Below are 13,212 nucleotides of genomic sequence, written 5' to 3' on the forward strand. Positions count from 1 at the left end.
CAGCAGAGTGGCAAAATAGGTAGACAAGGTGATCTAAAAAGATAATCATAGAGTAAATGTGAGGTAAGTCCTTACAATAAATGGTGTCATCCCAGTGCCCAGACACTGGGATCCAGGTTACTATATATGAAAAATTATTATGTTTATATACTTGCAAGTGAACGAAATGGAACCCTGTATATAGGTATAACATCAAATTTAATCAAACGAATTTGGGAGCATAAAAGCAAAGCCATTTCCGGTTTCACGTCAAAGTACAATGTTAGTAAATTAGTCTACTTTGAGGAGTTTCAAGACATAAATTTAGCAATTAGTAAAGAAAAGCTTCTAAAAAGCTGGCAGAGAAAATGGAAAATAAACTTAATTGAAAAAACAAATCAAGAATGGAAAGATTTATATGATGAAATCGTATCTGGATTCCAGTGTCAAGCACTGGAATGACACCATTTGTTGTGCAAATTACCTTTGCAAACAAATGTTCGTACAGCTGTGTGTCACGCACTTTGCTTCAATATTTGCACATTAGCCACTCCTCTGAACAGATACACTCTTCTTTAAATTTTTTTAGATGTTCTTTTTTTTCGCACTCTAAAAGCAGCTCTTCCACACTTTTGTTGTAGCTTTCAGTAGTAATCCTTCCCTGATGATGCATGAACCTTAAGTAAATTAAATAAGTGTTAATTACATCTGTTTCACAATAATCTCGAATCTCTTGTATCTTGCCGCTATCGTATAAGCCCATAACTTGTGACCCATCAACTCCAATCTTGCCAGGAAGATTAAATGCTGCACAAACTTCGTTCATTTTTACTCTCGCAGAAGCTCCAAAATCAGAGAGGGTTTCAAGCAAATCACAATGCCAATCACTGCTATATCTCTGATTGTAACTATTCCACTTATCGCCAGCTTTATGAAAATATTCTGCTTGAATGCCATGGACCATAGCACGATACTTCAGTACCGGTATATCAAAAGTGCGTCCGTTGAACGAAACTAATCTTGGCTTTTTCTCTGATATGTAGTTAAAAAATCCTTTCACTAGCTCCTTTTCACTGGAATTTAGTGTGCCTCCAGATCTTATTTCTTGCAGTGTGAACACCTCATAACCGCTCTGGTAGCTTATATTGCAAAGTAAAAAACTAATAACTACAATTTGGTGGAAGGGCTGACGCAAAAAAGAGTTTTGCCCGTTTGTTATTTCAAGATGATATTTTGTTAATGCATCCCTCTTCTCTTCTACACTACTATCATCACTAATATTGAGTAAATTTTTGCAGGAATTTACATCTGGTATAGTTTCAATATCAAATACCAATAAAGAATTAAGCATTGCCTATATACTCCTCAGGACGGTCGATCCAAGGTCGCACTTTCACAAATAAAAAGAGGTGTACCTTGCACTCAAATAATTTTTCTAGTTCAGCACGCGCTTCGATATTAATTTTTTTAATATTACTGCCATCTTTTCCTAGCACTATTTTTTTATGACTATCTTTCAACACGAATATGATCTGTTTTATGACTAAACTCTTATCTTTTTTTTCCTCAAATTGTTCAGTTATAACAGCTGTAGAGTATGGCAATTCTTCACGCAAGTTCAAGAATAATTTTTCTCTCGTAATTTCTGCTGATAAAAAATTTGTCGAGGAATCGGTTATTTGATCTTCTTCATAAAACCAAGGGCTCACCGGTGCAACTTCAGATAAGTAATTCACCAAATCAGAAAGTCCATCATTCTTTAATGCGGATATTGTAAAAACCTTTTCAAATTTATAAAGCAAATTCAGATGCTCATGCGCCATCTTTAATTCAGGCCTTTTTACCAAATCAGTTTTATTGATAACCAAAATGCATCTGCCTTTTGTGCGCTGCAGTCGTGCAAATATAGTCTTAATTCTTTCTATATTTTTCAAATAATTGCTTACATCAACAAGCAACAAAGTGATGTCATCACCCTTGATTGCTGACCATGCAGACTTGACTAAAGCTTTTTCAAGTTTTGTTTCTGCTGAGAAAATTCCTGGGGAGTCAGTAAAGACAATTTGTGTGTTGTTGCATGTTGCAATACCCCTTATTTGCGTCCTTGTTGTTTGCACTTTAGGGGTGACAATTGCAATCTTCTTGCCTATGATGCTGTTAATTAATGTAGACTTCCCAGCATTTGGTAAGCCAGCTATGGTTACAAATAAGCACTTTTGTTCTTTCACAAAGGAAATTATAAAGAAAACTGGATGCGAGCGTCAAGCTACTTGTATGACATCATTCTCCTGTCATCCAAGTAGCTGACACTGGTTCACTCTATAATGGTATCACAGCAGTCCTACGTCATACCGCCGCGGCGCTAACAAGTAGCAACTGTTCTCCCTCGTCACGGTATCTCTAGATCCCGCTAACAAGCAGCGGGATGACGGTTGTCGTTTAGCCACAAATATTTAAGAAATTTACCAAACGAAAAAAAAGGCAAAAGAAACCCTAGTCATTGTCTATTTTCAGTATTGGCGTTTTTTAAGTCTTAAACACTGCAATTTAGCTGCTTTTAAATGCAACTCACCTTTGTTTAAATGTTTAAGAAATTTACTAAGCAGAAAAAAAGGCAAAAGAAACCCCGTGGTAATTAGTGTTCACTCTCTAATCCTTCAAATTGGCGTACTATACTGTCTTAAACGACTTATAAGCGCGTTTCAGCTTATATAGGTAAAAACCCAGAAATGTTGTGAAGACATAAGGTGCACATAGTGCAAAAAATTAAAAATAAGACGCCAACTACGTTGTTTTCTTGCTGTTTAATCTGCACAGATGAAGATAACTGAATACCTTCAGTTTCATGATACGGGGGCTGGCGAAGGGTGTCAAGCAAGTTTTTATGACTTAGATTCTAACGTTACGCGCTGCCATGTGGTATACAAATTTCCTTCGAATTACAACGTACGTGCACTCTATATGCACTTGATTGACAAATGCTCTCTTATCAAAATCTCAAGAATCTGCACTATATTTAGTGCTGCACCTTTGCGCAGGTTATCAGCCACTATCCACATATTTAATCCGTGCTCAACAGTATTGTCTCGTCTAATACGCGATACATATACAGCATTCTCCTGTACAACATCAATTTGAGTTATGTATTCACTGTCTTCACGCCTGTTGTATACTAAAACTCCACTATCTTCGGCTTCACTTAGCACTTCACGAGCTTGTTCTTCAGTGATATGTTGACCAAATTCCACATTTACTGCCATAGCGTGGCCGATAAAGACGGGTACCCTTACACAAGTTGCAGTAACTTTTATATCTTCCTCTAAAATTTTTTTTGTCTCCTCTTGCATTTTCCATTCCTCTTCTGTAGAACCATTCTCCATGAATTCTCCTACATGGGGAATGCAATTAAACGCTATTTGCTTAGGGAATATCTCAGGCTTTTTAGTCTCATTCATGAAGATTTTTTTTGTCTGATTATAAAGTTCATCCATTGCTGCTTTACCTGCACCAGAAGTTGATTGATAAGTTGAAGCAACGATTCTCTTTATTTTTGCTTTCTGGTGTAATAGATGTAGTACTAGCAACATCTGTATTGTAGTACAGTTTGGGTTGGATATTATGTTGTGGTTTTTATATTCCATAATTTTTTCTTTATTAATCTCTGGAATAATGAGCGGCACACCTTCTTTCATTCTAAAATGGGAAGTGTTATCTATTACGATGCACCCAGCCTTAATTGCAGTCGGTACGTGTTTCTCAGAAACATGAGATCCGGCACAGAAAATGGCTACATTAGTTCCAATGAAGTCATAATCCTCAAGGCATAAAACTGTTAACTCTTTGTCACCAAAACTCACCTTCTTCCCTTCTGATTTTTTCGACGCAAGTGCAATAACAGAATCTATCGCCTCATCTTGAAACTCAGCAAGCGTGCTTAACACCTCACGCCCTACTCTTCCGGTTGCTCCAATAACAGCAATTTTGTATCTCATATAGATAAACCTCTAACTTTAAAGTTATATTATATTTTTACTGACAAAATTTACAATTGTTTTAATATTTTCACCTTGCAATTAATTGTAATTTAGCTATTATTATGCAATATTAGTAATATTACATAATAAAATGAAAGATGAGTAAAGAATACGATGAAACTAAGGTTAAACCTGCAATGTCTACACCTCAAGAGCCTGAAAGAACCAATGGATTAAAGGCTCAAAATGTTCTTTCGAAAAAAAGAAAGCCTGCAATAAATTTTGATGATAAAAAGTATGGTGTAAAAAACCTTAAAATAGACCAACAGTTCCTAAATAAAAGACAAGAACCTTCAAAGCTAAGAGATTTCTTAAGATCAATACCAATAATAGGGAGATTTTTAGCAAGGATTTTCACACCTGAAAAAATAGAAATCATCAGTAACCCTATATATGACAACATGGAAGCATATGAAAAATCGCAAGCAGGTCACTCCAGTAAGATAAAAGATGAGACTAGTATAGATGATGAACACGCAAAAGAAGTAGATAGTAAACTTGAGAAGGGTAATGTCGAACAAGTGGACAATAAGAAAAGTCGTTATTAAATAAAAGGCCTTAAACTCTATTTTATTGTGCAGGAGCTCTGCGATACCAAAATAAATAAAGAGGTACGCCACTTGCGGTGAATAAGCTTGCGATCAGCAAAGTATTCACAGAAGTTTCAAATATTACCCAGCAGCAAAAGGTTGTTGCTATACTGCCAATTAAAAATTTGTAACAACTCTTTTCTTGCACAATAACTTTGAGAAAAGCAAGGCTGCATGCAAGGTAAACAAATAAAAATGAAACTACAGAAAAGTCGATAATTGATGTGATCTGTTTAGCAAAATTGTTGCTTGAAGTGAGAATTAGTAGAACTGAAGTGCCAACAGAGCTGATTATTATGCCCCAGAAAGGAGAACCGTGCTTATTTCTTTTAGCAAAGAACTGTGGCATCAGTTTATCTTCTGCAAGGCCAAGGGCCACTTGTCCACTAGCTAGTACCCAAGCATTTAAACTGCCAACACAAACAATAAAAGCAACAATAGAAATGATCAAATGCCAATTACCTGGAAACATAATTTTTATTGCGTCAACATACGGCGCTTTTGAATTAACTAGATCATTGCCGTTTATCAATCCCATGATTGCAAGGCTATTAATGAAATATATAACTGCAACAGAGATTGTGCCAAGCACTATGGCTCTTGGTATAGTCTTGGCTGGATCGTTGACTGATCCTGCAGGTGCTGTTGCTGATTCAAGTCCAATAAAACACCATAGAGTGAGTAGTGTAGAGCGAGCAAGGACTTGAGACATCGTGAGGCTTGATATTTCCTCACTTATGATAAAATTATTCCTATCAAAGAAAAACAACGCTGTTACCGGTATAGCAAGCAGTGCGGTAATTTTGACAGTCATCAATAAAAGCTCAACACATCCAGCAGCAGTGACACCTCTTAAATTTATTAGTGTAATGATCGTAAATAATAGTATTTCTAAAAATAAGCGTATATTTTGAATATCTCCATGAAAAAGCGAAGTAAGATAGCCAATACTTGCAACGATTACTGCTGTCGTGCTAACCCATGAAATTACCCAATATGTCCAACCAACAAAGAAAGCTGCAGCAGGGCCAAAAGCATGCTTTACATAAACGTGAGGACCACCCGTTTCCGGAAATTTTGCACAGAGTAAGGCAAAAACCAAAGCAAGAGATATAGCACCAAGCCCTGATATCACCCAGCTTACAAGGCTGTACATGCCATATGGAGCAAGGCTAATTGGAAGCATAAAAATTCCAGAGCCAATTTGGCTACTAATCACTAAGGCAAAAATAGCCCAAAAACCTATTTTATTTGACACAATAATTTTTATCTAAATAGACTAACGATATAACTGAAGCTCAGAAATTTCAATCGATCTTTATAAAAACTTGCATTTTTTTAATTTATGCATATAATGAAATAGATTATTAGGAGAAGGCTATGAATCCGAGGTTAAAAACATTTTTGGTTGTTTGTGGGTATGTTTTATTAATTGGTGCTGCTATTGGAACATTATTTTATCATGATTCTCTGCTTAAGATCTTTATTAATGCGCTTTATGCATTCCTTCTTGCCAAAACTTCAAGTGAGGTATTAGCTGCTTTTGGAACACTTGCAATTTCTCTTGCTGCCTGTGTTGCATGCTATGGCATACATAAGCTCTGTTCTATCTTTACAGAAAAAATTACAAGCAACTATCAGTCTTTCAAAAATAAAAACAGTGATGATAGTATTTTTTCTGAAGTATATAACGACCCAACAATAGGGTTGAAAGATAAGATTCTATTTTTCTCTATATATTTAATATATTACATTCAATTACCATTTTTGTACTGTGCATCGAAAATATCTGCCCTTAATGGGTGGCTGCTACTGAGTACTAGAAGAGAAATACCAAGTAATCACATATTTCTTGTGCTTATAAATGCTGTATTATTAATTCCAGTAGCACTTCTTGAATTGATAAAGTATCCATTAGTGAGGCTTTTCTCACCTTTGGGTTTGAATGTAAAGCAGCTAAGCTTTTTGTTTAATGTAAGTGATGTGGGCACTGGCAGTCAAAGTGTTCATACTAGAAGTTTTGAGGAAAGTGTTATAAAGTGTGCTGAGGAGCTAAAACAGAAATTTGGAACTCAGTCAAATGCACTCAATAAAAAGTATGAAGATTATATAAACAACTCAGATGAGTTAACAGCTGAACAAAGAAATCAATTGCAGAATTATCTTAACTTTAATAATTCTAATATAGCAAATTGGCGAGAATCAAAAACTGGCCTAACTCTCACACAAGCTGCAAACTTAGTTTCTTTCAGCTGCTGCTGAGAATCAAAAATCAGATGTGAATTCACTATTATTAATGAATTTAAAGGATGGACTTGGTTTATGTCCTCTGGGAATGTTCGATCGTATTATTTATTCGCTTAGTTGTCTTGAAACGAAAAATAATTTCTTGGTTCAAATAAATGGAGCAGTGAACGTATTAACACCTAAATTTACTGAAAGATTTTTAAAAGAATATTGCAATTATAAAAAATTAAAAATTTTGGTAGACAAGTTTGAAGATTTTTACTCCGAAGATTATGCGGATAAAAATAATATAAGCGATGAGGTGAAGAGCAACATTAACCAATCAATAATAGAAATAAGAGAATTTGTCTTTAAAGAGCTTTACATAAAATTTTACGAAGAGTATGGAAAAAGTATTCAAAGAGGTGCCATAAAGCAAAAATTAAGGGAATTAGTTACAGATGATAGTATAAAGGAAGCAGTGTATTATTCAATGTATAATATAGAAATCCCTGCAGAACCACCTACTTATCTTGAAAGAGTAAAAGAATTTTTTGGAGGTCATGCAAGGTCTCCTGCTGCTTAGTGGTTTGATTCGTGCTATATAGCTAAACTGACTTAGATTTACCTACAATTTGATAAGTGTGAAACTCGTCATTCCGCTACTAGTTAACGCCGCGGCGGTATAGCTATAGCTTTGTCTTCCCTTTTCTGAATGGCTTGCAAGCTGCTATCTCTACAAAAACTATATTTTTCTTCAGAAGAGAGCTATATTGTAACTATGGACAAAATAATCATAAAAAAATTTGGTGGGACTTCGCTAACTGATTTAAACCGAGTTGCAAATTTGATAAAAAACGATATTGAGAAAGGTTGTAATGTAATCGTTGTTGTATCTGCTGTTGCAGGATTTACTGACCAAATGGCTTTTCAGGCTAGAAAAATCTCAAATTTAAGTTGCAGACAAGAGTTATCAGAGTATGACGTTATGCTTTCAGCAGGAGAACAAATCTCTTGCGGTCTATTAGCTATCACTCTCCAATCGATCGGAGTTAATGCTAAATCGTGGCTTGCCTGGCAGTTACCAATTGTAACTGATGATTTTTATTCTGAGTCTAAAATAAAAACAATAAAGATTGACCGTGTGAAAAGATCTTTTGCTGAGGGTTATACTGCTGCGATCATCGCTGGTTTTCAGGGTATAAATGATGATAGAATCACTACTTTTGGAAGAGGAGGCTCTGATATATCAGCAGTTGCCTTCGCGATAGCCTTTGGTGTTAGAGCTTGCGAAATTTTTACTGATATTGATGGAATATATACAGCAGACCCGAAAATTGTTCCAAAGGCACGCAAGCTCAAATTTATCTCTTACGATGAAATGTTGGAAATGTCGTCATCTGGTGCTAAAATACTGCATAATCGTTCAGTACAACTTGCAATGAAACATAACATTAAAGTGCAAGTGCTATCCACTTTTAAGGAAGTAGAAGGCACCGCAGTACTACACAAAAGGGATGTACTAGAGAGATATTTAATTACTGGAATAACTTATAGCACTAATGAAGCTTTTGTAACTTTCACTAACCTTACAAATAACTTGCGTACTTTAAGAGATATAGCAGGGGCAAACGTTAAAATCGATATGATACATGGGTCAAGTTTTGTTATCTCCAAATTTGATATTGATTTAATGGAAAAGTTACTGAATAAGAATGAAAATTATGCTATAAATGGTAATGTAGCTAAAATTTCAATAATTGGTATTGGTGTTATGTCTAACACTGAAGTGATGCACCGCACACTCAAGGTTTTAAGCGAAAAAAAGATAGAAATACTTGCTATCACAACATCTGAAATCAAAATCAGTATAATTGTTCAAAAAGAATGCGCTGTAGCTTTAGTCAAAGATTTACATACTGAGTATGAGCTTGATATGCAGCACTAGGATAGGCTTGACGTCCACAACTGGTATCCGTTCAGCCAATGGCGTCAACTTAAGAGTCCTCATTAGCAAACCCTCCTATGGATCTTCTGAAAAGTTTTTGAGTATATTGTATTTTTAATTTGTAAAATAAGATTTTTTCCTTTCTGCATGTCTCCTTATAGAAAGGACACATTTTAAACTTTTTTATAGAAACAACAGCGTTTTTTTTCACTCTTTGGATAATTTTATGATAAAAAATTTAGAGAGAAATTTTACACACTATCGCTTATATTTTTCCTTAAGTTGACGCCATTGAGTGTACGGACATTGTGATTTGAGTCCACCAGGGAAGGGTGTCATCTGAGTAGCTGACACTGGTTCTTTTTTTTTGGATTCCAGCGTCACGCGCTGGAATGACACCAAAAAGCGAGTTTTTTCAATAAGTTGCTCAATTGTCACTGATTCATTTTCTCTAAAGTCACCTACCATAGTTCTTCTTAATTTTGTAATGTGTCCAAAACAATTTAATGCAATTCCAAGATCACGAGCAATTGATCTCACATGTACACCACTACCGCACATCATAGAAAAATTTGCACTATTATTTATGGTGTCCACAGATATCAATTTCAGTTCATGTATTTTGACTTGTCGGGGCTTTATATTCACCTTTTGCCCACTTCTTGCCAATTTATACGCCCTTGCCCCTTTAATTTTTATTGCTGAAAATTGAGGAGGTGTCTGCTTAATCTCACCAATAAAATTTTTAATTGCACAATTTATTTGACTATATTGAGGTTCTATAGTGCTAGTTCTAATAATATCACCACCCAAATCATCCGTTGTTCTTTGTTCACCCCATTTTATTGTGAAATCGTATGCCTTTAAGTCGCAAGATAAATACGGTATAGTTTTTGTTGCTTCGCCAAGAGCAATTGGCAACACACCTGAAGCTAAAGGATCAAGTGTTCCCAGATGACCAGCTTTTTTTATCCCAAAAATCCCTTTGACTTGGGCTACAGCCTGTGCAGAGCTAATTCCTATTGGTTTATCGAGATTCAGCCAACCATGTTTCATAGTTAATTATATACAATTGGTAACAGTTTAGCTTGAAATATATACTTTATGTAAAAAATAGCTTGACTAACATGCATTATTAACACATACTTAATCCTTTTATTAACTTTACTTTAAGAGGACTATTATGACTATAAAAAACATATTGAAGTGGGAAAATACTGCACATATAACAAAAATGAGTATTGAAGGTTTAGTTGCAGTTGCATCTTTAGCGGGAGCAATAACAGCAATATTAATTGCTACTAAAGTAATTGCTGGACCTGCATCTTTAGCACTTGTTGCTAGCCCTGCTGGAATTGCAGTTCTATTTATTGCAGCTGCATATTTTGCCGCAGCAGCTTACTGTTCATATCAGCAAATGAATGCTACTAAAGGACCTCAAGGTGAAAAAGGACCTGAAGGTGATAAAGATAACGTTGTAAAAACATTACTTGATGGACTTAGTGATGATGATGTTAAACAGCAATTTAAGACTGCGCTTAATATTTCAAACTAATTAAATAAATTAGCATAACCAGAGGTAGATTTTCTACCTCTTTCTTTTTCCTTTCATTTGAATATGTAAAGGTTAAGGCAATCTATCCCACACCTCAGCTACATCCTCACTAAACTCTATTATCTCTGTTTTTTTGAACTGGTAACATTTGTTAATAGATTGAATTCCTAAATTTCCTATAAAAGGAGTGGCGTCATTACCTAAAATTTTACCACTGCGGCAGATTATCAACCTATCGATTAAATTGCACTTTAATAGTTCTGTGATTAACACTCCTCCGCCTTCAACTAATAATCTTGTTATACCAACTTCTGAAACAAGTTTTGATGCCATGTCTTTTAGGCAAACCTTACCTGCGTTGTTTGAATTAACTATCAAATAGTTAATGTTTTTTATTTTTTTCTTTACTTCGTCGTTTGTAATCACCCAAGTTGTTACTTTATCTGCAGTCTTTGCAATATTGTGCTCTTCCTTCAATTTTGCTTGGCTATCTATAATCAGCCTTATTGGCGATCTACTTCCGAGTTCTGGTAATCTGCAAGTTAAGAGTGGATCGTCATTAATAAGAGTATTGCTGCCGATCATAATTGCATCATATTTTGCTCTAAGCTCATGTACCCAGTTTCTCGTATCTTCACTTGTTATCCATCTGCTATCGCCTGTAAATGTTGCAATTTTTCCGTCAAGAGTTGTTGCGATTTTGCAAGCTATAAATGGTCTATGTAATTCTTTAGTGGTGAAAAAACCGACATTCAGTTCTTCTGCCTCTTTTTGCATAATACCTTGCTCAATCTCAATTCCTGCTTCTTTTAGAGCTTTAATGCCTCCACCTAAAACTCTACTATCTGGGTCAATAGTTGCAATTACTACCCTTTTTATTCCAGCTCTTATAATTCCTGCGGTGCAAGGTTCTGTAACTCCAAAGTGGCAACATGGCTCGAGCGTGATATACATAGTTGCATCTTGAGTTGAACCTTTCGCGTTTTGCAAAGCGACTACCTCCGCATGCGGACGCCCACCGATCCCTGTATATCCCTCACTAATAATTGTACCATCCTTTACAATAACACACCCGACAGCAGGATTTGGTGCAACATTTCCAAGATTTTTTTCTGCAAGTCTTAATGCAATTGACATGAAATGATCATCAGTCATTAGAAAGAAGTCATTTCATATGAGGTATCAAAAATTCTTCTGTGCTCGTGTATGGCAAATCTATCTGTCATACCCGAGATATAGTCACATATTATTACTGAACGCTGAGATTCACAAGCGAGTTTGCTCCACTCTGTGGGAAGTAATCCTGGGTTTTCATAAAAACATTGAAAAAGTTCCTGTATTATGCGTTTTGCTTTGTTCATCGTTCTACTCAGTTTATAGCTTCTGTATATTTTCTCCATGTTGAATCTTTTCATTTCTTTTGTAGCATTCGCAACTTCTGGTGAAAATGTGACTAGCATTTTATTTAGACTTCTTACGTCTTCTACGCTTTTTATTTTGTGATCTTCAATATTTCTTTCAGTCTGAGAAACAACATCGCTTATCATAGTTCCTATAGTTCCACTCAGTGATTCATGTATGAGTTTGCTCTGAGGCAATTCTGAATATCCGCTCCTTACGTCTTTAAACATTTTTCCAATTAAAGGGACATTCAGCAAATCTTCGATGGTTACTAAATTTGCCCTGAGTGCATCATCAAGATCGTGAACACTGTAAGCAATATCATCGGCAATTGAGGCAACTTGCGCTTCAATGCTTGAAAATTCCTCAAGTTTTAGATCATATTTTTTGTTGTATTCTAGCAATAGCTGATTATTTGTGTGAGATACTGCATTCTGACCAAGTAAGGGACCGTTATGTTTTGCAACCCCTTCAATCACCTCCCAACTTAGATTCATACCATCAAAGTCAGCGTGTTTTTGTTCGAGGTAAGTTAAAATCCTTATAGCTTGAACATTATGATCAAACTCATACTTCTCGTTATCAAGATTCAAATCTTGAACTGATTTCTTTAGAGCATCTTCACCTGCATGACCAAATGGAGGATGACCAAGATCATGTGCGAGCGCTATGCATTCAGTGATATCCTCATTTAAGCCAAGTCTACGCGCAATGGACCTTGCAATTTGTGCAACTTCAAGGCTATGAGTAAGCCGAGTGCGATAGTAGTCGTGCTCATAATTGATAAAAACTTGTGTTTTGTACTCCAATTTTCTAAACGCATTAGAGTGAATGATACGGTCCCTATCACGCTGAAAGCAGCTGCGATTCTCATCTTCTGGCTCTTTGAAGTATCTCCCTTTTGTTTTGCTTGGAAAGCATGCATAATTTAATAGAAAATTATTGTTTGACATGTAAAATTTCTACTATAATAAGTTATCAATAATAAACGGTGGTTACTATGTCAACAAATTACAACATCAACTTAACTGATAATGCACTAAAAAAAATCCACTCTCTTGCAGAGCAGGAAGGGGATAAGAGTTCCATTTTGCGGGTTGCAGTTTCAGGTGGTGGATGTTCTGGCTTCAAATACAATTTTCTTATGGATCAAATGAATAAAAATCTATCTTTGGATGATGAAGATGATGATTACGATGATGAGTTTGATGACGAAGACGAAGATGATGATTATGAAGAAAGCGAGGACTATAGAAGCCACTCCAGTTTTAGCGAAAAAGGTAAAGATATAGTAATTAATGATGAAAATGGCAATCCTGTATTAATGGTTGATAATTGTTCAGCAAAATTTTTAAATAACTCAGTTATAGATTATACTGAGAATCTCAGTGGTTCTGGTTTTCAAATAAAGAATACCCTTGCTAAGTCTCAATGTGGTTGTGGTAACAGTTTTTCGGTTTCCAAAACTTAGATGCCTTC

13 protein-coding genes and 1 pseudogene are annotated in these 13,212 nt (G+C 35.5%); 7 read left to right on the forward strand and 7 right to left on the reverse strand.

Annotation, left to right across the window (positions count from 1 at the left end):
- Positions 1–126: 126 nt before the first annotated feature.
- Positions 127–441, forward strand: coding sequence for a GIY-YIG nuclease family protein (locus ACJZL1_RS03215; protein WP_265035627.1), 315 nt, complete (start codon positions 127–129; stop codon positions 439–441).
- A gap of 67 nt (positions 442–508) precedes the next feature.
- Here ACJZL1_RS03215 and ACJZL1_RS03220 read toward each other — a convergent pair whose 3' ends face one another.
- From ACJZL1_RS03220 to ACJZL1_RS03230, 3 genes are all read right to left on the reverse strand, one after another.
- Complete coding sequence (locus tag ACJZL1_RS03220; RefSeq protein WP_341818491.1) at positions 509–1,330, reverse strand: 3'-5' exonuclease; 822 nt, start codon at positions 1,328–1,330, stop codon at positions 509–511.
- On the reverse strand, positions 1,323–2,207 hold the full coding sequence (gene era / locus ACJZL1_RS03225; protein ID WP_265025814.1) for a GTPase Era: 885 nt from the start codon (positions 2,205–2,207) through the stop codon (positions 1,323–1,325). The genes ACJZL1_RS03220 and era overlap by 8 nt, the downstream gene beginning before the upstream one ends.
- A gap of 729 nt (positions 2,208–2,936) precedes the next feature.
- On the reverse strand, positions 2,937–3,971 hold the full coding sequence (locus tag ACJZL1_RS03230) for an aspartate-semialdehyde dehydrogenase (RefSeq protein ID WP_265025815.1): 1,035 nt from the start codon (positions 3,969–3,971) through the stop codon (positions 2,937–2,939).
- A gap of 140 nt (positions 3,972–4,111) precedes the next feature.
- Here ACJZL1_RS03230 and ACJZL1_RS03235 point away from each other — a divergent pair, with 140 nt between their 5' ends.
- Positions 4,112–4,561, forward strand: a complete 450-nt coding sequence (locus ACJZL1_RS03235) for a hypothetical protein (RefSeq protein ID WP_265025816.1) — start codon at positions 4,112–4,114, stop codon at positions 4,559–4,561.
- A gap of 22 nt (positions 4,562–4,583) precedes the next feature.
- Here the strand turns inward: ACJZL1_RS03235 and ACJZL1_RS03240 are convergent, their stop codons facing one another.
- Entirely contained in the window at positions 4,584–5,861 is a 1,278-nt protein-coding gene (locus tag ACJZL1_RS03240) for an APC family permease (protein ID WP_265025817.1), read from the reverse strand.
- A 122-nt stretch (positions 5,862–5,983) separates the two neighbouring features.
- On the opposite strand from ACJZL1_RS03240, the gene ACJZL1_RS03245 reads away from it, so the two are divergent.
- The 3 genes from ACJZL1_RS03245 (at position 5,984) to ACJZL1_RS03255 (ending at position 8,777) form a co-directional block, all read left to right on the forward strand.
- On the forward strand, positions 5,984–6,865 hold the full coding sequence (locus tag ACJZL1_RS03245; protein ID WP_265025818.1) for a hypothetical protein: 882 nt from the start codon (positions 5,984–5,986) through the stop codon (positions 6,863–6,865).
- 34 nt (positions 6,866–6,899) lie between these two features.
- A complete protein-coding gene (locus ACJZL1_RS03250; RefSeq protein ID WP_265025819.1) occupies positions 6,900–7,415 on the forward strand; it encodes a hypothetical protein in 516 nt (171 codons plus the stop codon).
- A gap of 195 nt (positions 7,416–7,610) precedes the next feature.
- Positions 7,611–8,777: an aspartate kinase gene (locus ACJZL1_RS03255; RefSeq protein ID WP_419246966.1), complete on the forward strand. Its 1,167-nt coding sequence runs from the start codon at positions 7,611–7,613 to the stop codon at positions 8,775–8,777.
- Positions 8,778–9,146: 369 nt separating this feature from the next.
- On the opposite strand, the pseudogene truB reads toward ACJZL1_RS03255, so the two are convergent.
- Positions 9,147–9,833: pseudogene (gene truB, locus ACJZL1_RS03260) on the reverse strand (tRNA pseudouridine(55) synthase TruB); the annotation flags it as partial.
- Positions 9,834–9,960: 127 nt separating this feature from the next.
- On the opposite strand from truB, the gene ACJZL1_RS03265 reads away from it, so the two are divergent.
- A complete protein-coding gene (locus ACJZL1_RS03265) occupies positions 9,961–10,332 on the forward strand; it encodes a hypothetical protein (RefSeq protein ID WP_419246967.1) in 372 nt (123 codons plus the stop codon).
- Positions 10,333–10,404: 72 nt separating this feature from the next.
- Here ACJZL1_RS03265 and ribD read toward each other — a convergent pair whose 3' ends face one another.
- Positions 10,405–11,487: a bifunctional diaminohydroxyphosphoribosylaminopyrimidine deaminase/5-amino-6-(5-phosphoribosylamino)uracil reductase RibD gene (ribD, locus tag ACJZL1_RS03270; RefSeq protein ID WP_419246968.1), complete on the reverse strand. Its 1,083-nt coding sequence runs from the start codon at positions 11,485–11,487 to the stop codon at positions 10,405–10,407.
- A complete protein-coding gene (locus tag ACJZL1_RS03275; protein ID WP_419246969.1) occupies positions 11,487–12,686 on the reverse strand; it encodes a deoxyguanosinetriphosphate triphosphohydrolase in 1,200 nt (399 codons plus the stop codon). The genes ribD and ACJZL1_RS03275 overlap by 1 nt, the downstream gene beginning before the upstream one ends.
- 47 nt (positions 12,687–12,733) lie before the next feature.
- Between ACJZL1_RS03275 and ACJZL1_RS03280 the strand changes: the two genes are divergently transcribed.
- Positions 12,734–13,204: a HesB/IscA family protein gene (locus ACJZL1_RS03280; protein ID WP_419246970.1), complete on the forward strand. Its 471-nt coding sequence runs from the start codon at positions 12,734–12,736 to the stop codon at positions 13,202–13,204.
- Positions 13,205–13,212: the final 8 nt, after the last annotated feature.

The sequence above is a fragment of the Wolbachia endosymbiont of Rhagoletis indifferens genome, assembly GCF_048537595.1.
Classification (GTDB): Bacteria; Pseudomonadota; Alphaproteobacteria; order Rickettsiales; family Anaplasmataceae; genus Wolbachia.

Coding starts and splice junctions, on each gene's coding strand:
- ACJZL1_RS03215 (WP_265035627.1), top strand. CDS start 127: ATGAAAAATTATTATGTTTATATACTTGCAAGTGAACGAAATGGAACC.
- ACJZL1_RS03220 (WP_341818491.1), bottom strand. CDS start 1,330: ATGCTTAATTCTTTATTGGTATTTGATATTGAAACTATACCAGATGTA.
- ACJZL1_RS03230 (WP_265025815.1), bottom strand. CDS start 3,971: ATGAGATACAAAATTGCTGTTATTGGAGCAACCGGAAGAGTAGGGCGT.
- ACJZL1_RS03235 (WP_265025816.1), top strand. CDS start 4,112: ATGAGTAAAGAATACGATGAAACTAAGGTTAAACCTGCAATGTCTACA.
- ACJZL1_RS03245 (WP_265025818.1), top strand. CDS start 5,984: ATGAATCCGAGGTTAAAAACATTTTTGGTTGTTTGTGGGTATGTTTTA.
- ACJZL1_RS03250 (WP_265025819.1), top strand. CDS start 6,900: ATGAATTTAAAGGATGGACTTGGTTTATGTCCTCTGGGAATGTTCGAT.
- ACJZL1_RS03255 (WP_419246966.1), top strand. CDS start 7,611: ATGGACAAAATAATCATAAAAAAATTTGGTGGGACTTCGCTAACTGAT.
- ACJZL1_RS03265 (WP_419246967.1), top strand. CDS start 9,961: ATGACTATAAAAAACATATTGAAGTGGGAAAATACTGCACATATAACA.
- ribD (WP_419246968.1), bottom strand. CDS start 11,487: ATGACTGATGATCATTTCATGTCAATTGCATTAAGACTTGCAGAAAAA.
- ACJZL1_RS03275 (WP_419246969.1), bottom strand. CDS start 12,686: ATGTCAAACAATAATTTTCTATTAAATTATGCATGCTTTCCAAGCAAA.
- ACJZL1_RS03280 (WP_419246970.1), top strand. CDS start 12,734: ATGTCAACAAATTACAACATCAACTTAACTGATAATGCACTAAAAAAA.